Genomic DNA, 18388 nt, shown 5'->3' on the forward strand with positions numbered 1-18388 from the left:
AGCTGTGGTATGTTACGAACTTCCTCATCAAACACGGAGAATATCGTGAATCAAAAAGGGCAACTTTTACAAGACCCGTTCCTGAACATTTTGCGTAAAGAGCATGTGCCAGTCTCCATTTATTTGGTTAATGGCATCAAACTCCAAGGGCAAATCGAATCATTCGATCAGTATGTGGTTCTGTTGCGCAACACAGTCACTCAGATGGTATACAAACATGCCATCTCCACCATTGTTCCTGCCAGACCGGTTAACTTTGCACAGGATGATGGCATCGAGTCTGCCGAATAAATCAATGACTGCCACACCTGCAAATAAACAACTTGACTCCCACTGAACAAGAACCAACGACCACTGCATTATTGGTGGGTGTGGATTTTGGTACGCCTCATTTCGACAGCGAGTTGAACGAGCTCGCTCAGTTGTCTTTGACTGCGGGACTTGAACCTGTGTTTCGACTGACATGTAACCGCAAAGCGCCGGATGCTGCTATGTTTGTCGGCTCTGGAAAAGCGGACGAAATCAAAGAACTGGCCTTGCTTCACGGTGCTTCAGAAGTGTTGTTTGACCAGTCTTTGTCACCTGCTCAACAGCGTAACCTTGAACGCCATTTAGGAATGCCCGTCAATGATCGCACCATGTTGATATTGCAGATATTTGCCCAGCGTGCCCGCAGCCACGAAGGTAAATTACAGGTAGAACTGGCTCGCTTGCAGTACTTGAGCACGCGTTTGGTCAGGCGCTGGTCACACTTGGAGCGTCAACGCGGCGGTATCGGAAACAGAGGCGGCCCGGGAGAGACCCAAATAGAGCTTGACAGGCGCATGATCGGTGAATCCATCAAACGCACCAAAGAGCGCTTGTCTAAAGTCAAGCGCCAACGCAATACCCAGCGCAAACAACGTCAACGAAATCAAGTGTTCAATGTGTCTTTGGTCGGCTATACCAACGCAGGCAAGTCCACATTGTTCAATTCACTTGTGAAAGCACGAGCGTATGCGGCTGATCAACTGTTCGCCACTTTGGATACCACCACCCGACAGTTGTATTTGCCGCATGATGACGGTGGTGGCAGTCAGTTGTCCATCTCTGACACTGTGGGATTCATACGCGACTTGCCACATGGACTGGTAGACGCTTTCGAAGCCACATTACAAGAGGCTACCTCGGCCGATCTGCTGCTGCATGTGGTGGATGCGTCTCATCCTGCTTACCCTGAACAAATTCAACAAGTCATGTCAGTATTGAAGGATATCGGGGCGGATCAGGTTCCCCAATGGCTGATTTTTAACAAAATTGATGCGTTACCAGAAGACAGACGCCCTGCATTTGTTCAGGATGTGTATCTTTTTGAGGGTCTTTCTATTCCCAGAATTTTTTTGAGTGCCCGCAGTGGGTTGAATTTGGACAGTTTGCGCCAACGTTTGCTAGAACATTCGCACAAGCAGGAAGAAGAGCGTTTAACCCTACTGCCCGCCGATCTCACTGCATAAGGATTTAGGATGTCAATCTCTTTAGGCACAATGTCGCTCTGCAGCTTTTTTTTTACTGATTGCATATGAACAATAAAACTCGGCCTTGGCCTTTGATGAACGGATTAACCCACCTGCAATGGTTTGCACATTGGGTTCGCCTTTTTGTGGCTGCCGTTTGGCGGCGTTTACTTGGCATGTTCAATTTGAACGACGGCAAATGGGGACGGGGCGAAGAGCAACCAAACAATGCCTCTAATGGCAATGAACCTGGCCAGAATCCACCTCCTGAAGGGAATCGTCGTCCCCCCCCTTCCAACGGCCCGCCTGATCTCGATGAGCTTTGGCGTGATCTGAACCGTAAATTAGGTCAGTTGTTCGGCGGTAAAGGCGGACCTGGATCTCATCCGCCGGGTTCAGGCGGCGGTTTTCCAGAGCCCTTTAAGAACGCGCGCCTTGGCATCGGAGTGGTATTGACCGTATTGTTTTTAATTTGGATGTCTACTGGTTTTTTCATTGTGCAAGAGGGACAGCAAGCCGTCATCACCCAGTTCGGCCGCTACAACAGCACCGTAGGGGCGGGTATCAACTGGCGCATGCCTTACCCCATTCAGCGCCATGAGGTTGTTTTTGTTACCCAAATTCGATCTCTGGATATTGGGCGCGATGCCGTCATCAAAGCCACGGGTTTGCGCGAATCCGCCATGTTGACCGAGGATGAAAATATCGTCGAGATCAAGTTTGCAGTGCAATACCGCCTGACTGATGCACGAGCCTATTTATTTGAAAGTAAAAATCCGACTGATGCAGTGATGCAAGCGGCAGAGACTGCGGTACGTGAGGTTGTCGGCAAAATGCGTATGGACGCTGCACTATCAGAAGACCGCGAGCAAATTGCGCCGCGTGTTCGCGCCATTATGCAAACCATTTTGGATCACTACAACGTAGGTATCGAAGTTGTTGGTATCAACTTGCAGCAAGGTGGCGTCCGCCCCCCTGAACAAGTTCAAGCGGCTTTTGATGATGTGCTCAAAGCTGGACAGGAGCGCGAACGCGCTAAAAATGAAGCTGAAGCCTACGCCAACGATGTGATACCTAGGGCCGTCGGTTCTGCATCTCGACTCAAGCAAGAAGCGGATGCTTACAAATCCCGCATCGTGGCTCAGGCTCAAGGCGATGCACAACGCTTTCGCTCGCTTTACAGCGAATACCAGAAAGCGCCACAGGTCACGCGAGACAGGCTTTACATCAATGCCATGAAAGAGATGTACAGCAATGTCACCAAGGTATTGGTGGAGTCTCGTCAGGGTTCCAATATGTTGTACCTCCCTTTAGACAAAATCATGCAGATGAATGGCGTCAACCCAGTTGAATCCCCCGCATCTGCGGCCAGTTCTGGTAATGATTCAAGCAGCAGTAACAGTTCAGTTCCAGCGCCTGCCACCATAGAAAGCAGCAGCCGCAGCCGCGACAACCGTCAGCGTGACCGCGATCTTCGATAAGGTGTAACAGACATGAATAAATTAGGTTTTTATATTTCCTCACTGTTGCTGGCATTGCTCATCCTCAGTTCGACTGTTTTTGTGGTTGACCAGCGTCAATATGGCGTGGTGTATTCGCTTGGACAAATCAAGAAAGTGATCACTGAACCTGGCTTGAATTTCAAACTTCCCCCGCCGCTACAAAACGTCAACTTCATCGACAAGCGGCTGCTGACGCTGGACAACGTGGACTCAGAACCGATGCTGACGGCTGAAAAGCAACGCATGGTGATTGACTGGTATGTGCGTTGGCGCATTTCCGACCCCTCTCAGTACATTCGCAATGTGGGCTTGGATGAAAAAGCCGGTGCGCAGCAACTCACGCGCGTGGTGCGCAATGCTTTTCAGGAAGAAATCAACAAACGAACCGTCAAAGACCTGTTATCCCTCAAGCGCGAAGCACTGATGGTGGACGTCAAGCGTGAAGTTTTGGAAATTGTCAAAGGCTCTAACCCTTGGGGAATTGATGTGGTTGATGTCCGAATCACCCGTGCAGATTATGTAGACACCATCACTGAGTCTGTTTATCGCCGCATGGAGGCCGAACGCAAGCGAGTGGCCAATGAGTTGCGATCTACCGGTGCTGCTGAGGGTGAAAAAATCCGCGCAGATGCGGATCGTCAGCGCGAAGTCACTTTGGCTAATGCCTACAGGGATGCGCAAAAAATCAAAGGTGAGGGCGATGCCGAGGCTGCCCGTTTGTATGCTGACGCCTTTGGCAAAGATGCCCAATTTGCCCAGTTCTACCAAAGCATAGAAGCCTACAAAGCCAGCTTCAACAAAAAGTCGGATGTCATGGTGTTAGACCCTGGCAGTGATTTTTTCAAAGCCATGCGCGGAAGCGGGTCTGCAGCACCTGCAAAAAAATAAGCTCTCTACCGTGGACCGAGAGACTTTGTGGATGGCGTTTGCACTGGTGCTGATTGTTGAAGGTTTTTTACCCTTCATATCACCTGCCTCTTGGCGTCGCACTTTTATGCAAATCATGCAGCTGTCGGACGGTCAAATAAGGTTCATAGGGCTTGGTTGTGTATTGGTTGGCTTGGTAATGTTGGAGTGGCTGAAATGACGCCCTCGCCGAGCCAGGGTTGGCATCAGCGCCTTACTATCACAGACCAGTAGAATCTCTTTTTTAACAGCACTTTACTCTCATGGCTGCCTGGGTTTTGCCGGATCACATAGCGGATGTTTTGCCTTCAGAGGCCCGGCATATTGAAGAATTGCGTCGACTGTGCCTAGATACGGCGCGTGGCTTTGGCTACGAATTGGTCATGCCGCCCTTGGTTGAACATATCGAATCTCTCTTATCAGCCTCAGGCAGCGTACAGGATCTCCAAACATTCAAAATGGTCGATCAATTGTCCGGCCGAACCCTGGGTTTACGCATAGACACCACCCCCCAAGCTGCTCGTATAGATGCCCACCTCCTCAACCGAAGTGGCGTTACCCGGCTTTGTTATTGCGGCTCTGTGGTGCACACCTTGCCTGCCAGTCCTTATGCAACCAGAGAACCCCTGCAAATGGGCGCAGAAATTTACGGACACGCCGGCTTGGAAGCAGACTTGGAAATACTTCAATTGGCCATGCAAAGTCTGCACTCATCGGGTCTGAAAAGTTTCCATGTGGATTTGAGTCACGCACGTATTCTTCCTGCCTTGCTTAAAAACCATGAAACCAATGCCGAGTTGTCTGCTCGCATCACCGAAGCATTGGCGCACAAAAATGTCAGCGGGATGCGAGAAATCTGCCAACATTTACCGACATCGCTTGCCAAAGGTTTGCAAGCGATGGTTCAGATGTATGGGGACATCAGCTTATTGAAGCAAGCCCGACTGGAATTTGCCGACTGGCCTGAGGTGCTGCAATCTCTGCAAGAACTTGAATGGCTGGCAGATCACGCAGACTACCCGGTCAGCATTGACTTGGCTGATTTGAGAGGCTATGCGTATTACAGCGGGCCTCGTTTTTCTATCTTCGTACCAGAGACCAGTGACGCCTTGGTTCGAGGCGGTCGCTACGATGAAGTCGGGGCTATTTTTGGGCGTAAACGTCCTGCTGTTGGATTCAGCCTTGATATCAAGGCTTTGGTGGGTTTGTTGCCACACCCGAAATTACAAGCTGCCATTCGTGCGCCATGGCGTGAAGATGCACAACTGAGCCAAGCCATTGCGAAATTGCGCAGTCAAGGGCAAACTGTTGTTTGTTTGCTGCCTGGCCATGACAGCGAGGTGGATGAATTTTTCTATGACCGTGAATTATTTGACGATCATGGAACATGGACACTGCGCACCTTGAATAACAACTGAGACTAAGACTACAAATTTATGAGTACCAAGCAGTCAAGACACGTGGTGGTAGTGGGTACCCAATGGGGCGACGAGGGCAAGGGCAAATTGGTCGATTGGCTGACCGAACGCGCCCAAGGTGTAGTCCGTTTTCAAGGCGGTCACAATGCCGGACACACTTTGGTGATCAATGGCGTAAAAACTGCGCTTCATCTCATACCTAGCGGCATCATGCGACCAGGTGTTCGGTGTTACATCGGTAATGGGGTGGTGTTGTCTGCAGGAAAATTATTCGAAGAAATCGAAGGCTTAGAGAAAGCCGGTGTGGAAGTACGTTCTCGTCTTCGTATCAGCGAAGCCTGCCCCTTGATTCTGCCGTTTCACGCTGCGCTAGATGTGGCCCGCGAAGCGGCCAGAGAACAGGGAGGTGCAGAAAAAATCGGCACAACTGGACGCGGTATTGGCCCCGCTTATGAAGACAAAATTGCCCGACGTGCACTGCGTGTCCAAGACCTTAAATATCCAGAGCGTTTCGCTACCAAGTTGCGCGAATTACTCAGTTTGCACAACCACATATTGACCAGTTTTTTAGGCTCGCGAGAGTTCACTTTTGGCGACGCCTTAAAGCCATATATCCAAGATGGTGAAGTGCAGTTTCAACCTGTCTACGATGAAGCCATGCGTCATGCCCTGTTGCTCAAACCTATGATGGCTGATGTTTCGCTTGAACTCAACCAAGCGCATGCAAGTGGTCTTAATCTTTTGTTCGAAGGTGCACAAGGTACCCTGCTGGACGTAGACCACGGCACTTACCCATTTGTCACCTCTAGCAATTGCGTTGCAGGCAATGCTGCTGCCGGCTCAGGTGTAGGGCCGGGCATGTTGCATTACATCTTGGGTATTACCAAGGCCTATTGCACACGTGTGGGAGGGGGGCCTTTCCCTAGCGAGTTGGACTGGGAGGTAGAGGGTACACCTGGCTGGCACATGAGCACTGTAGGCGCAGAAAAAGGAACAACCACCGGAAGGTATCGCCGCTGCGGTTGGTTTGATGCCGCTTTGCTTAAGCGCAGTGCGCAAGTCAACGGATTAACCGGTCTATGCATCACCAAACTGGATGTATTGGACGGATTGTCTGAACTCAAGTTATGCACCGGATACCAATTGCATGGTCAACTCATCCATATCCTTCCCAATGGTGCAGATGAAATTGCCGATTGCCAGCCTGTCTACGAGACCATGGACGGCTGGAGTGATAGCACGGTAGGTATCACTCAATATCAGAAATTGCCTCCTCAAGCGCAAGCCTATCTCAAGCGTATTGAAGAAGTAACTGGTGTGCCAATTCACATGATTTCAACAAGCCCAGACCGTGACCACACCATTCTCATCCGCGATCCATTCCAACCCTGAACCGAGAGTATTCCCATGTTGACTGAAGACGGTAAACATTTGTACGTGTCTTACGATGAATACAACAATCTGATTGAAAAACTGGCCATCAAAATTCACCAGTCCCATTGGGAATTCGATACCATTTTGTGTCTGGCTCGTGGTGGTATGCGTCCCGGCGATGTGCTGTCGCGTATTTTCGATAAACCATTGGCTATCATGTCTACCAGTTCTTACCGTTCAGAAGGCGGCACTGTGCAAGGCCATCTTGATATTGCCCGATACATCACTACACCTAAGGGTGAAATTGCGGGACGCGTGCTGTTGGTGGATGATCTTGCTGACTCCGGCCATACACTGAATGCAGTGATTGACATGTTGAAAAATAATTACGCGCCTATCACCGAATTGCGCAGCGCGGTTATTTGGACCAAAGGCGTGTCGTCTTTCGCGCCAGATTTCTCGGTGGAATTTTTACCAACCAATCCTTGGATACACCAACCCTTTGAGGCTTATGACACCATGCGCCCGGTTCATTTGCTGGAGAAATGGCGGGTTTGAGGCATGAAGCCTGATACCGCGCTTATTCATCACGATTACCAAGCGCCGGGAGATTTTGCGTCACCGCAAATAGCGGTGCATAAGGCATCATCGGTTTTTTTCAATGACGTCAAAGCCATGCGCGAGCGCAATTGGCTTGATAAAACGGGTTACACCTATGGACTGCATGGAACACCGACCACGTTCACGTTGGAAGAGCGTTTGTGTCAGTTAGAGGGCGCCAAGCATTGCGTATTACTACCCAGTGGCTTGGCCGCATTGGCGCAAGTCAATCTGGCTTTGCTCAAATGTGGCGATGAAATCCTCATTCCTGACAATGCCTACGGGCCTTTGAAATCACTGGCCGAGGTTGAACTGGCGCACTGGGGTATCAGCCACCAGTATTACGATGCCATGAATCCGCAAAGCCTGGCCGAAACCATCAGCGCACAAACTCGCTTGGTGTGGTTGGAAGCCCCTGGCTCGGTAACCTTGGAATTTCCAGATTTACCTGCGCTGGTCAACATATGCCGTGAAAAACAAGTGTTAACGGCCTTAGACAATACATGGGGAGCAGGTATCGCTTTTCAGCCATTTGATTTCATGCCTCGCTATTCTGAAGGCACAGGTGGTGTTGACTTGAGTGTGCATGCGTTAACCAAATACCCAAGTGGCGGCGGTGATGTATTGATGGGCAGTGTGACCACCTGCAACGACGATATAGCCCGTCGATTGAAACTCAGTCACATGCGCTTGGGCTTTGGTGTGGGTGCAAATGATGTGGAATTGGTGCTGCGTTCTTTGTCTAGCATGCTTTTGCGTTACCAAGCGCAAGACGCCAGTTGTCGCCAGTTGGCAAATTGGTGTTTGCAACAGTCTGCGTTTGCACAGGTATTGCATCCTGCAGTCACTACCTCGCCGGGACACGCAAACTGGCGAGAGTTATGCGCGGGTGGCCAATCTTCACCCCCTGGGGTTCACTGGGGCGGCGCTGCGGCAAGCCTATTGAGTCTTAGGTTTAACCCAGGTTTTAAACAGTCACAGGTGGATGCCTTTTGCAATGCGCTTGGCTTATTCAAACTTGGCTTCAGTTGGGCTGGCCCCATCAGCTTGGTGGTGCCCTACGATTTAAGCAAAATGCGCCAGCATGCGCCTGTGGACCTGATGCAGGGAGGATTTGTCAGGCTTGCTATAGGACTTGAATCAGCTGACGATTTGATCGCAGATGTGGCGCAAGCTTTAAACGCAATGACTTAACCGAATTGTTTCAATAGCTTTTCGGCCAGTGCTTGCATGGCCGCCGAGTGTCGGTCAGACAGCGGCGCAACTGTGGCTTGTGGATGTTTCGCAAAATTACGCGCTACTGATTTGGCATAGGTTGGATCGTAGTGGTCAATCAATAAGTCTCTGACTACATACTCTATTTGTCCGTTGTTAAGTTGAGCTTGCCAAGCATTCACGACAGCTTTTCCTTTCAACGCTGTCAATAAATCTAATCGGCTGCTGAATAAATCGGTATCTTGAGCGAAAAAATCGTAGTCTTCCAACAGTAACTTTACTCTCTCATCGTCACTCAATTGCAGATCAATACACGGACTATCTCGCATCACATCCATCAACGACTCGGGTACAGCGACGTTTCCTACTTTTTTGCTTTCAGCTTCGACGAAAACCGTTTGTTGCATATTGAAGCTGCGTAATTTGTCCCATACCAGCGTATCGAAATGTTTTTGGCTAGGCTGAGATTGGCCGGGTATGCGTCCAAGAACAGAACTTCGGTGTTTGGCCAGATCTTCAAGATCTAGCACTTGGGCGCCCGCTTTGATCAGTGCTTGAAGCAACCTTGTTTTGCCTGAGCCGGTCGGGCCAGTAATGACTTGAAAGCGTAAACCGCTGACCAACTGCGCAATGTCTTCCACCATGGCCGCTCTGAACGCTTTATAGCCACCTTCAATCAGGCATACCCTGAAGCCGATTTGCCCCAACACCAGAGCCAACGACCCACTGCGTTTACCGCCACGCCAGCAATAGATAAGCGGTTGCCATGTTTTGGGTAACGGCATTACTTTCGCTTGAATATGCCGTGCAATGTTGGAAGCAACCAATGCGGCCCCCACCTTGTTTGCTTCAAAAGAATTGACTTGTTTGTACATGGTGCCCACGCGTATGCGCTCCTCGTTGGTCAATGAGGGCCAGTTCACAGCGCCAGGCAAATGGTCAAGTTCGTATTCGTCTTCTGTGCGAGCATCGATGATGCTGTTAAATCCTCCAGCTTCAGCGGATAAAGCCATCCGCGCAATAGCTTGATGTGGGCTGATAGGGTGCGCTGCCATCAGAGCATTTTTTTCAAAACAGGCCAAACGTTAGCCAAAATGAGTGGATGTGCCTCGGCTTTGGGGTGGATGCGGTCAGGCTGAAACATAGCGGTGGGGTCAGCTGTATCTGCAATGCCTTTGAGCAGAAAAGGGACCCAAGCAGTGCCTTGTTTTTGGCTGATGTTCTTAAACATAAGACTGAAGTCTTGGGCGTATTGTGCGCCGTAGTTCGGCGGCACTTGCATGCCAATCAACAACACGGCGGCTTTGATCTTGTGACAGGCAGTGATCATTTGCGTCAGATTTTCTTGTGACATTTTTAAGGAAAAACCACGCAAAGCATCATTGCCACCCAGCTCAATAATGACTATGTGGGGCGTGTGTTGAGTCAACAACGCGGGTAAACGCGCCAGACCCCCAGAGGTTGTGTCTCCGCTGATGCTGGCATTGATTACTTCCCACTGCGGTTTTTCTTTGGCGAGTTGGGCCGTCAGCAAAGCAACCCAACCACTGCCACGTGCAATGCCGTATTCAGCGCTGAGGGAATCGCCCACCACCAGTATTTTTTGTGGCTTGTCAGCCCGTAATACGGCAGGTGAAAGACCCATGGCGATCAGGCTTATGCTTAGCCAGTTAAAGTCTCTGCGTTGCAACTCTGATCTCACGGAATGTCCTCACCTCTTATTGCTGTTTCACATTTATTCAAATCGGTCACCGATGTCACTGGTACATTGGACATTCTCCGCGATATCGATTTCACCCTGAACCCGCAGCAAACACTGGCCATTGTGGGTGCTTCTGGGTCTGGTAAAAGCACATTGCTGGCCATCATGGCTGGTTTGGATACACCTACCCAAGGTACGGTACATCTTGCAGGGCAGGATATTTTTTCACTCAATGAAGACCAGCGTGCGGCTTTGCGTGCTTCCCACATAGGCTTTGTTTTTCAGAGTTTTCAGTTGCTCGCGCCATTGACTGCATTAGAAAATGTGATGTTGCCGCTGGAACTTGCCGGGCATACTGACCCACGGCCAGTGGCCAAAGACATGTTGACGCGCGTGGGTTTGTCAGAACGGCTTAACCATTACCCCAAGGTGATGAGCGGCGGAGAGCAGCAAAGAGTTGCGCTGGCTAGGGCGTTTGTGGTCAAGCCTCAGTTGTTGCTGGCGGATGAACCGACAGGCAGTTTGGACCACGCTACCGGAGAAACCATCATGCAATTGATGCTTGAATTGAATCGTGAACTGGGAACTACTCTGGTCTTGGTCACACATGATGTCGCGCTGAGCCGTCGTTGTGATCAGCGCCTACTGATGGAGGCAGGCAGCGCTCGCTGGCTGGAGTGAGATCAGCGTGTTCGCTGCTTCATGGCACGTTCAACCTCGCGTTTGCCTTCACGGTCTTTGATGGTGTCCCGTTTATCGTGTTCGGCTTTGCCCTTGGCCAACGCAATCTCACATTTGATGCGCCCGTTTTTCCAATGCAGGTTCAATGGCACCAGCGTATAGCCTTTTTGTTCGACCTTGCCTATCAATCGGCGTATTTCATCTTTGTGAAGCAATAACTTGCGTGAACGTATGGCATCAGGGTTGACGTGTGTAGACGCGGTTTTGAGCGGGTTGATCTGACAACCGATGACGTACATCTCGCCATTGCGAATCACCACGTAGCCGTCTGTGAGTTGTACTTTACCTTCTCGCGCGGCTTTGACCTCCCAACCTTCCAAGACCATGCCTGCTTCCAAGCGTTCTTCGAAAAAATAGTTGAAAGCGGCTTTTTTGTTGTCCGCGATACGGGTTTGAGGTGCTGTTTTGCTGGCCATAGGTGAGGAAAAAAAAATACAACGGGGTCTTTACAATCTCCCGTAACGCCAGTGTGGCATGAACTGCATTCTATGAAAACCATTGAGAAGTCTGTATTGATCTGGTTCAGCGCCCGTGAAATGTTTGATTTGATCGTCGATGTGCCGTCTTATCCTCTGTTTTTGCCATGGTGCGACAAGGCAGAGATTCTCACCACCACAGACCACGGCATGACCGCGCGCATTGGTATGGCTTTCGGTGGATTGCATAAAAGTTTCACCACTGCCAATACGCACATTGACGCACGGCAAGTCAAACTCGATTTGATCGACGGTCCTTTCAAGCATTTGTCTGGCGTGTGGGACTTTATTCCGCTGGGCGAAGAGCAGGCCTGCCGGGTCGAATTAAAACTCTCCTACAGTTTCGACTCTATGTTCGGTGCCATTGTTGGGCCAGTGTTTGACAAAATCGCCTCCACACTGGTGGATGCATTCGTCAAGCGTGCTGAATCGGTGTACCAGCGATGATCATTGAAATCCTAGTCTCCTTGAATTCGAGAAAAATAGAACGCATCGAATGGCAAACTGTACAAAGCCCCAGCGTCGCCGAGGCCAAGCTACATTTAACCAACGTGTCCGAGAACTTTGCCAATCGAACCTCTCAGGATTGGCAAACAGCCGTCTGGGGGAAACCGGTTGACCCCTCTTATTTACTTAAAGATGGCGACCGACTTGAAGTGCTTCGACCTTTGCGCGTTGACCCTAAAGTGGCCAGACGTGAACGTTTTCAGAAGCAGGGGGCTAAAACCGCAGGTTTGTTTGCCAAACGCAGAGCTGGAGCCAAACCAGGCTATTGACGTAGCAAATTGCATGCTTTCCTATTCATCTCGAAAATACAGAGCCTTGAATTAAAAGCGCCCTTGATGGGATCGGTAGAATCTATTTTTTGGAGATCTACCTTATGCGCCTTCTTGGCAAAGCGCTGACCTTTGACGATGTGTTGTTGGTCCCCGCATACTCCCAGGTCCTGCCCAAGGACACACGCCTTTCGACCCAGTTCTCACGCCGCATTTCACTCAATCTGCCGCTGGTGTCTGCTGCCATGGATACGGTCACCGAAGCCCGCTTAGCTATTGCCATTGCCCAAGAGGGCGGCATGGGCATCGTCCACAAGAATCTGACTGCGCAAGACCAAGCGGCCGAAGTGGCCAAAGTCAAGCGCTATGAAAGCGGGGTGCTGCTTGACCCGGTCATCATCACGCCTCACCACACTGTCCGCCAAGTCATGGCGTTGTCGGACGAATTAGGCATCTCTGGCTTTCCAGTCTGCGACGCCGGCAAAGTGGTTGGCATTGTCACCAACCGCGATTTGCGTTTCGAGACGCGTTATGAATTGCACATCAAAGACATCATGACGCCGCGCGAGCGTTTGATCACTGTGCCCGAAGGCACCACACCCGAGCAGGCCAAGGCCTTATTGAACAAGCACAAACTCGAGCGACTGCTGGTCATCAACGACGCTTTCGAGCTGAAAGGGCTGATCACTGTCAAAGACATTACCAAGCAAACCAGTTTCCCAAATGCAGCCCGTGACAGTGCCGGGCGTTTGCGGGTGGGCGCTGCGGTGGGCGTTGGCCCTGGCACCGCAGAACGCGTGGAAGCGCTGGTTCGCGCAGGTGTTGACGCTATCGTCGTTGATACAGCGCATGGTCATAGCCACGGCGTGATCGAACGGGTTCGCTGGGTCAAACAAAACTATCCTGATATTGACGTTGTTGGCGGCAATATTGCGACGGGTGCCGCCGCGCTTGCATTGGCACAGGCAGGCGCTGACGCGGTCAAGGTAGGTATCGGCCCGGGCTCCATATGCACCACGCGAATCGTTGCTGGTGTGGGCGTACCGCAAATAACCGCCATTGATAACGTAGCCACAGCACTGCAAGGATCCGGCGTTCCATTGATTGCTGATGGGGGCATACGCTACAGCGGGGACATCGCCAAAGCTATCGCTGCAGGTGCCTCAAGCATCATGATGGGTGGCATGTTTGCTGGTACCGAAGAAGCCCCCGGTGAAATCATTTTGTACCAAGGGCGGAGTTACAAAAGTTACCGGGGCATGGGCAGTATTGGCGCCATGCAACAGGGCAGCGCAGACCGGTATTTTCAAGAGGCCACCACTGGCAACCCTAACGCTGACAAACTCGTGCCAGAAGGTATTGAAGGTCGGGTACCGTACAAAGGTTCTATGGTCAGCATCGTTTACCAGATGGCTGGCGGCGTACGTGCCGCCATGGGTTACTGCGGTTGTGCCAGTATTGAAGATATGCGCAATCGCGCCGAGTTCGTTGAAATTTCAGTGGCGGGTATGCGTGAAAGCCACGTACACGACGTGCAAATTACCAAGGAAGCGCCGAATTACCGCGCTGACTGATTTTCCGTAGAGTTGACTGTCTGCTTTCATTACCCCTATGGCACACCACAAAATATTGATCCTTGATTTTGGCTCGCAAGTCACTCAACTCATTGCCCGACGCGTGCGTGAATCCCATGTGTATTGTGAAGTCCATCCTTGTGATGTCAGCAACGAATGGCTACGTGAATACGCTAGCGACGGTTTACTTAAAGGCATTATTCTTTCCGGCAGTCACGCCAGCGTCTATGAAGACGAAACTGACCTCGCGCCATCACTGGTGTTTGAGTTAGGTATCCCCGTATTGGGTATTTGCTATGGCATGCAAACCATGGCACAGCAACTTGGCGGAAAAGTGGAAAGCGGACATCAGCGTGAATTTGGCTATGCCGAAGTGCGTGCGCGCGGGCATACAAGCCTGTTGAAAGACATCGCAGACTTCACCACGCCTGAAGGTCACGGCATGCTCAAGGTTTGGATGAGTCATGGCGATAAAGTGACTGCGCTACCGCCAGGATTTAAGTTGATGGCCAGCACTGACAGTTGCCCGATTGCAGGCATGGCTGACGAATCACGGCATTTTTACGGCGTGCAATTTCACCCCGAAGTCACACACACGCTGCAAGGCAAGGCCCTACTGCAACGGTTTGTACTTCAGATTTGTCAGGCACATGCCAATTGGCTGATGACAGGGTATGTGGAAGAAGCTGTTGCACGTATTCGCCAACAAGTGGGCGACGAGGAAGTCATACTGGGTTTGTCCGGCGGTGTTGACTCATCTGTAGCGGCTGCCTTGATACATCGAGCCATCGGCGATCAACTCACTTGTGTGTTTGTTGACCATGGCTTGTTGCGTCTTAACGAAGGTGACGCTGTCATGGCCATGTTTGCCGGACAACTGCATGCAAAAGTCATTCGGGTGGATGCCAGCGCATTGTTTCTAGGCAAACTTGCGGGCGTCAGCGACCCTGAAGCCAAACGCAAAATCATTGGCGCTGAATTTGTCACTGTATTCAAAGAGCAAGCAGCCAAACTCAAAGCAGTTAGTGACAGAAACATGGGTGCAAGCTATCTGGCCCAAGGCACAATTTATCCCGATGTGATCGAGAGCGGCGCTGCGAAAAGTAAAAAAGCGGTCACCATCAAAAGCCATCACAACGTTGGCGGTTTGCCAGAACAACTCGGTTTGAAATTGTTAGAACCCTTGCGCGATTTGTTCAAAGACGAGGTGCGTGAGCTAGGCGTGGCCTTGGGGTTACCTTACGACATGGTTTACCGCCATCCGTTTCCAGGTCCAGGCTTGGGCGTACGCATACTTGGAGAAGTGAAATCTGAATATGCCGATTTGCTGCGTCGTGCTGACGCTATCTTTATCGAAGAACTGCGCCATACGCCATTTACCGGAGACCCCGGCGCTGTCGCTTTTGGCGGCACGCAAGCACCACGCAATTGGTACGAAGCCACCAGCCAAGCTTTTGCAGTTTTTTTGCCGGTGAAATCAGTCGGTGTGATGGGCGATGGCCGCACTTACGACTATGTGGTGGCGCTGCGCGCAGTCATCACCAGTGACTTCATGACGGCTGATTGGGCGGAGTTACCTTACGGACTTTTAAAGAAAGTATCTGGTCGCATCATCAATGAAGTGCGCGGTATCAACAGAGTAGTGATGGATGTGAGCAGTAAGCCGCCAGCGACTATTGAGTGGGAATAATTTATGATCGATTTGGGTATGAATTTATGAAGTGGTCTCTGTTGGCTCTTTGGGTGGCCGCTATTCTTTATGGCCACTATAGGGGTAGTGTTCGTGCTTCTTGGCAAAAAGTATTTTTGGATCATTCTGCGGTGCTAGCGCCCATCAATGCCTTGATGGTCTTGTTCTCCAAAGTTACCACCAAGCCTTTTGTGCCTTTGCATGAATTGCCTGAACTGCAACAATTACAGGATAACTGGCAGGTGTTCCGTGCGGAAGCCTTGCATTTGTCTGAATTGCAACGTATCAAAGCACCGGATAAACACGATGACATAGGCTTTAATTCATTCTTCAAATACGGATGGAAGCGGTTTTACTTGAAATGGTATGACGCTGCTCACCCCTCGGCAGCTGAGTTGTGTCCGCAAAGCGTAGCGATTCTAAAAAGTATTCCGACAATCAAAGCAGCCATGTTTGCCGAGCTTCCGCCAGGCGGACAACTCAACCGACACCGCGATCCATACGCCGGTTCACTGCGCTATCACCTCGGTCTGGTGACACCTAATGATGATGCTTGTTACATCGATGTTGACGGTGAACGTCACAGTTGGCGCGATGGGCAGGGTGTCGTCTTTGATGAAACCTATATCCACGAGGCGTACAACAAAACAGCGCATAACCGCATTATTTTGTTTTGCGATGTAGAGAGGCCATCGCGCTTGGATTGGGTTGCAGCTTTGAACCGATGGTTCAGTCGGGTGGTGATGTCTGCGGCCAGTTCTCCAAATGATGTGGGTGATCAAACTGGAGCTATCAATAAGCTAACGCATTTGCATTTTGTGATCGATGAAAAGCGCAAGGCTTTTAAAAACTGGAACCGCACGGTTTACAAGTTGACTAAATTCAGTTTGATCGCTCTTATAGTGTTAGGCGTCATTTACCTTTGAGTTCAAGCGCTTTTGGATTCATTGATCAGCGAAAAGGTGTCGAAGAAAAAAATCGAGCGGACAAACGACATGGCGGTCGGGCCGCCGCGAACGTTGCCGTAGGCGGTGAACGGCGGCCGAGCCGGCATGGCGTGGAATACATTGCTTAAAGCAGTCAAGCCGTAGCGTGAACGCATAGCTTTACTAAACATTCTGCGACCGATACGGCATGGCGTAAATCAGGTCTTATCCAACGCCTGCTCTATATCCCAAATGATGTCGTCCAACGTTTCCAAGCCCACACTCAAGCGTATCAAGTCAGGCGGTACGCCTGCGGCAATCTGCTGTTCTTCAGACAACTGTCGATGCGTGGTAGAAGCTGGGTGAATCACCAAGCTTTTGGCGTCGCCGATGTTCGCCAGATGAGACAGAAATGAAACGTGTTCAATGAAGGTTTGGCCAGCGGCAGCACCCCCTTTGACCCCAAACGTCAGCACCGCACCCGAACCGCGTGGCAGGTATTTGTTGGCCAAAGCGTGGTCAGGGTGGTTGGTTAATCCAGGATAGTTCACCCAAGCCACCTTAGGGTGAGTTTGTAAATGCTTTGCCACCGACAGTGCATTGCTGCAATGCCTATCCATGCGTAAAGACAAAGTTTCTACACCTTGCAATAACAAAAATGCATTGAAAGGGGAGAGCACAGGACCGAAAGTGCGCATGCCTTCCATGCGGCATTTCATGGTGAAACCAAAGTCGCCAAATGTCTCGAAAAAGCGTACCCCGTGGTAGCCGGGAGACGGTTCTGTCATGGTGGGAAAACGACCGTTATCCCATGGGAATTTTCCTGATTCAATGATCACGCCGCCCATGGTGGTACCGTGCCCGCCGATGAACTTGGTCGCTGAGTGAATGCTGATGGCCCCACCCCACTTAAAAGGTTGGCACAGGTAAGGACTGGCAAAGGTGTTGTCGATGAACAGCGGAACACCAGCTTGCTTACCTATCGATGCCACTGCTTCTATGTCAAGCACATTCAGCGACGGATTGCCCAATGTCTCTGCATACAAGGCCTTGGTTTTTGGCGTGATAGCACGGGCGAAATTTTCCGGGTCTGAGGCATCGACAAAAACCGTTTCTATGCCCAGCTTTTTGAAATTCACACCCAATTGTGTGTGCGTGCCGCCGTACAAGGTCTTGGCTGCGACGATTTGATCGCCCGCTTCGCAGAGATTGAGCAGGGCAATCATTTGCGCCGCCATGCCGCTGCCCGTCGCGACTGCAGCACGTCCGCCTTCCAAAGCAGCTAGCCGTTCTTCGAGCACCGCCACTGTGGGATTGGACAGTCTCGAATACACATTACCAAAGGTTTGTAAGTTGAACAGGCTGGCAGCATGCTCCGCACTGTCAAATACATACGAGGTGGTTTGGTAGATTGGAACTGCACGACTGCCGGTGGCGGCATCTGGAATTTGTCCGGCATGCAAGCTGAGTGTGTCAAAACCAAATGTGCGATCTGCCATATTTTTTACTGAGGAGGAATTTGACGTTGTGCCGAGATGACGCCGGTGTTGACTCCGAACCAGCCCAGTCCCCCGAACAATCGGGCGTGTTCAATCTTGACGCAGCGGTCCATGATGAGAGTGAGACCAGCTTGTTGAGCAATGCGGCCTGCATCAACGTTGACCACACCGAGTTGCAGCCAAAGCACTTTGGCGCCAATGTCAACTGCTTGCTGCGCAATCGCTGGGGTATCGGCAGGTTTGCGAAACACATCGACAATATCCACGGGGAAGGGAATGTCAGTCAGACTGGGGTAACAGGTTTCGTCCAGAATGCTAGGGTACTTGGGGTTGACAGGCACGATGCGATACCCGTGTGACTGCATGTACTTCGCCGCAAAATAAGAAGGCCGAAACCAATCTGCTGATAAACCAACGACGGCAATGGTGCGGTGTTGTTTCAACACCTGTTTTAGTACGCGTATGTCACTCATTCGTGGGATATTAGCCGATATAT

Annotated in this window: 21 protein-coding genes; 15 read left to right on the top strand and 6 right to left on the bottom strand. The window is 50.8% G+C overall.

What is annotated here, in order from left to right:
• Positions 1-45: 45 nt before the first annotated feature.
• From hfq to AC9UG7_RS09395, 9 genes are all read left to right on the top strand, one after another.
• On the top strand, positions 46-291 hold the full coding sequence (gene hfq / locus AC9UG7_RS09355) for an RNA chaperone Hfq (RefSeq protein ID WP_509586927.1): 246 nt from the start codon (positions 46-48) through the stop codon (positions 289-291).
• Between the two features lie 32 nt (positions 292-323).
• On the top strand, positions 324-1493 hold the full coding sequence (gene hflX, locus AC9UG7_RS09360; RefSeq protein WP_509586929.1) for a GTPase HflX: 1170 nt from the start codon (positions 324-326) through the stop codon (positions 1491-1493).
• Positions 1494-1669: 176 nt separating this feature from the next.
• Positions 1670-2974, top strand: a complete 1305-nt coding sequence (gene hflK / locus AC9UG7_RS09365; RefSeq protein WP_509587094.1) for an FtsH protease activity modulator HflK — start codon at positions 1670-1672, stop codon at positions 2972-2974.
• 12 nt (positions 2975-2986) lie between these two features.
• A complete protein-coding gene (gene hflC, locus AC9UG7_RS09370; protein ID WP_509586931.1) occupies positions 2987-3883 on the top strand; it encodes a protease modulator HflC in 897 nt (298 codons plus the stop codon).
• Between the two features lie 31 nt (positions 3884-3914).
• Positions 3915-4082: a DUF2065 domain-containing protein gene (locus AC9UG7_RS09375; protein WP_509587097.1), complete on the top strand. Its 168-nt coding sequence runs from the start codon at positions 3915-3917 to the stop codon at positions 4080-4082.
• A gap of 82 nt (positions 4083-4164) precedes the next feature.
• The gene (locus AC9UG7_RS09380) at positions 4165-5319 is read left to right on the top strand and encodes an ATP phosphoribosyltransferase regulatory subunit (protein WP_509586933.1); all 1155 of its coding nucleotides are present in this window, start codon (positions 4165-4167) and stop codon (positions 5317-5319) included.
• 18 nt (positions 5320-5337) lie between these two features.
• Positions 5338-6711: an adenylosuccinate synthase gene (locus tag AC9UG7_RS09385; protein WP_509586936.1), complete on the top strand. Its 1374-nt coding sequence runs from the start codon at positions 5338-5340 to the stop codon at positions 6709-6711.
• A gap of 15 nt (positions 6712-6726) precedes the next feature.
• Positions 6727-7251: a phosphoribosyltransferase gene (locus AC9UG7_RS09390; RefSeq protein ID WP_509586938.1), complete on the top strand. Its 525-nt coding sequence runs from the start codon at positions 6727-6729 to the stop codon at positions 7249-7251.
• Positions 7252-7254: 3 nt separating this feature from the next.
• Positions 7255-8487, top strand: a complete 1233-nt coding sequence (locus tag AC9UG7_RS09395) for a PLP-dependent transferase (protein WP_509586940.1) — start codon at positions 7255-7257, stop codon at positions 8485-8487.
• Here AC9UG7_RS09395 and mnmH read toward each other — a convergent pair.
• Both mnmH and AC9UG7_RS09405 read right to left on the bottom strand, forming a co-directional pair.
• A complete protein-coding gene (gene mnmH / locus AC9UG7_RS09400; RefSeq protein ID WP_509586943.1) occupies positions 8484-9563 on the bottom strand; it encodes a tRNA 2-selenouridine(34) synthase MnmH in 1080 nt (359 codons plus the stop codon). The two genes, AC9UG7_RS09395 and mnmH, sit on opposite strands and share 4 nt — an antisense overlap.
• Positions 9563-10210, bottom strand: a complete 648-nt coding sequence (locus AC9UG7_RS09405) for an arylesterase (RefSeq protein ID WP_509586946.1) — start codon at positions 10208-10210, stop codon at positions 9563-9565. The genes mnmH and AC9UG7_RS09405 overlap by 1 nt, the downstream gene beginning before the upstream one ends.
• A 3-nt stretch (positions 10211-10213) precedes the next feature.
• Between AC9UG7_RS09405 and AC9UG7_RS09410 the strand changes: the two genes are divergently transcribed.
• Positions 10214-10891 carry an ABC transporter ATP-binding protein gene (locus tag AC9UG7_RS09410; protein ID WP_509586948.1) on the top strand — a complete coding sequence of 226 codons (678 nt, stop codon included), beginning with the start codon at positions 10214-10216 and terminating at the stop codon, positions 10889-10891.
• A gap of 2 nt (positions 10892-10893) precedes the next feature.
• Here the strand turns inward: AC9UG7_RS09410 and smpB are convergent, their stop codons facing one another.
• Complete coding sequence (gene smpB / locus AC9UG7_RS09415; protein WP_509586951.1) at positions 10894-11367, bottom strand: SsrA-binding protein SmpB; 474 nt, start codon at positions 11365-11367, stop codon at positions 10894-10896.
• Positions 11368-11439: 72 nt separating this feature from the next.
• Here smpB and AC9UG7_RS09420 point away from each other — a divergent pair, with 72 nt between their 5' ends.
• From AC9UG7_RS09420 to AC9UG7_RS09440, 5 genes are all read left to right on the top strand, one after another.
• On the top strand, positions 11440-11874 hold the full coding sequence (locus AC9UG7_RS09420; protein WP_509586954.1) for a type II toxin-antitoxin system RatA family toxin: 435 nt from the start codon (positions 11440-11442) through the stop codon (positions 11872-11874).
• Positions 11871-12203: an RnfH family protein gene (locus tag AC9UG7_RS09425; protein WP_509586956.1), complete on the top strand. Its 333-nt coding sequence runs from the start codon at positions 11871-11873 to the stop codon at positions 12201-12203. Before AC9UG7_RS09420 ends, AC9UG7_RS09425 begins: the two co-directional genes overlap by 4 nt.
• A 104-nt stretch (positions 12204-12307) precedes the next feature.
• A complete protein-coding gene (gene guaB, locus AC9UG7_RS09430) occupies positions 12308-13777 on the top strand; it encodes an IMP dehydrogenase (RefSeq protein ID WP_509586959.1) in 1470 nt (489 codons plus the stop codon).
• A gap of 37 nt (positions 13778-13814) precedes the next feature.
• Entirely contained in the window at positions 13815-15467 is a 1653-nt protein-coding gene (guaA, locus tag AC9UG7_RS09435; protein ID WP_509586961.1) for a glutamine-hydrolyzing GMP synthase, read from the top strand.
• 26 nt (positions 15468-15493) lie between these two features.
• Positions 15494-16393 (top strand): aspartyl/asparaginyl beta-hydroxylase domain-containing protein, encoded by a 900-nt coding sequence (locus tag AC9UG7_RS09440; RefSeq protein WP_509586964.1) that lies wholly within the window; start codon positions 15494-15496, stop codon positions 16391-16393.
• Between the two features lie 2 nt (positions 16394-16395).
• Here the strand turns inward: AC9UG7_RS09440 and AC9UG7_RS09445 are convergent, their stop codons facing one another.
• The 3 genes from AC9UG7_RS09445 to AC9UG7_RS09455 are packed head-to-tail and all read right to left on the bottom strand — an operon-like array spanning position 16396 to position 18365.
• Complete coding sequence (locus tag AC9UG7_RS09445) at positions 16396-16569, bottom strand: hypothetical protein (protein ID WP_509586966.1); 174 nt, start codon at positions 16567-16569, stop codon at positions 16396-16398.
• Between the two features lie 42 nt (positions 16570-16611).
• Entirely contained in the window at positions 16612-17892 is a 1281-nt protein-coding gene (locus tag AC9UG7_RS09450; RefSeq protein ID WP_509586968.1) for an O-acetylhomoserine aminocarboxypropyltransferase/cysteine synthase family protein, read from the bottom strand.
• 5 nt (positions 17893-17897) lie between these two features.
• Complete coding sequence (locus AC9UG7_RS09455; protein ID WP_509586969.1) at positions 17898-18365, bottom strand: CoA-binding protein; 468 nt, start codon at positions 18363-18365, stop codon at positions 17898-17900.
• Positions 18366-18388: the final 23 nt, after the last annotated feature.

Origin of the sequence: Limnohabitans sp., from assembly GCF_046052765.1 — a bacterium.
GTDB lineage: Bacteria > Pseudomonadota > Gammaproteobacteria > Burkholderiales > Burkholderiaceae_C > Limnohabitans.

What these genes read in the sequence shown, in the direction of transcription:
- hflK (WP_509587094.1), top strand. Translation starts at nt 1,670, where the DNA reads ATGTTCAATTTGAACGACGGCAAATGGGGACGGGGCGAAGAGCAACCA.
- hflC (WP_509586931.1), top strand. Translation starts at nt 2,987, where the DNA reads ATGAATAAATTAGGTTTTTATATTTCCTCACTGTTGCTGGCATTGCTC.
- AC9UG7_RS09375 (WP_509587097.1), top strand. Translation starts at nt 3,915, where the DNA reads ATGGCGTTTGCACTGGTGCTGATTGTTGAAGGTTTTTTACCCTTCATA.
- AC9UG7_RS09380 (WP_509586933.1), top strand. Translation starts at nt 4,165, where the DNA reads ATGGCTGCCTGGGTTTTGCCGGATCACATAGCGGATGTTTTGCCTTCA.
- AC9UG7_RS09385 (WP_509586936.1), top strand. Translation starts at nt 5,338, where the DNA reads ATGAGTACCAAGCAGTCAAGACACGTGGTGGTAGTGGGTACCCAATGG.
- AC9UG7_RS09390 (WP_509586938.1), top strand. Translation starts at nt 6,727, where the DNA reads ATGTTGACTGAAGACGGTAAACATTTGTACGTGTCTTACGATGAATAC.
- AC9UG7_RS09395 (WP_509586940.1), top strand. Translation starts at nt 7,255, where the DNA reads ATGAAGCCTGATACCGCGCTTATTCATCACGATTACCAAGCGCCGGGA.
- mnmH (WP_509586943.1), bottom strand. Translation starts at nt 9,563, where the DNA reads ATGGCAGCGCACCCTATCAGCCCACATCAAGCTATTGCGCGGATGGCT.
- AC9UG7_RS09410 (WP_509586948.1), top strand. Translation starts at nt 10,214, where the DNA reads ATGTCCTCACCTCTTATTGCTGTTTCACATTTATTCAAATCGGTCACC.
- smpB (WP_509586951.1), bottom strand. Translation starts at nt 11,367, where the DNA reads ATGGCCAGCAAAACAGCACCTCAAACCCGTATCGCGGACAACAAAAAA.
- AC9UG7_RS09420 (WP_509586954.1), top strand. Translation starts at nt 11,440, where the DNA reads ATGAAAACCATTGAGAAGTCTGTATTGATCTGGTTCAGCGCCCGTGAA.
- AC9UG7_RS09425 (WP_509586956.1), top strand. Translation starts at nt 11,871, where the DNA reads ATGATCATTGAAATCCTAGTCTCCTTGAATTCGAGAAAAATAGAACGC.
- guaB (WP_509586959.1), top strand. Translation starts at nt 12,308, where the DNA reads ATGCGCCTTCTTGGCAAAGCGCTGACCTTTGACGATGTGTTGTTGGTC.
- guaA (WP_509586961.1), top strand. Translation starts at nt 13,815, where the DNA reads ATGGCACACCACAAAATATTGATCCTTGATTTTGGCTCGCAAGTCACT.
- AC9UG7_RS09440 (WP_509586964.1), top strand. Translation starts at nt 15,494, where the DNA reads ATGAAGTGGTCTCTGTTGGCTCTTTGGGTGGCCGCTATTCTTTATGGC.
- AC9UG7_RS09445 (WP_509586966.1), bottom strand. Translation starts at nt 16,569, where the DNA reads ATGCGTTCACGCTACGGCTTGACTGCTTTAAGCAATGTATTCCACGCC.
- AC9UG7_RS09450 (WP_509586968.1), bottom strand. Translation starts at nt 17,892, where the DNA reads ATGGCAGATCGCACATTTGGTTTTGACACACTCAGCTTGCATGCCGGA.
- AC9UG7_RS09455 (WP_509586969.1), bottom strand. Translation starts at nt 18,365, where the DNA reads ATGAGTGACATACGCGTACTAAAACAGGTGTTGAAACAACACCGCACC.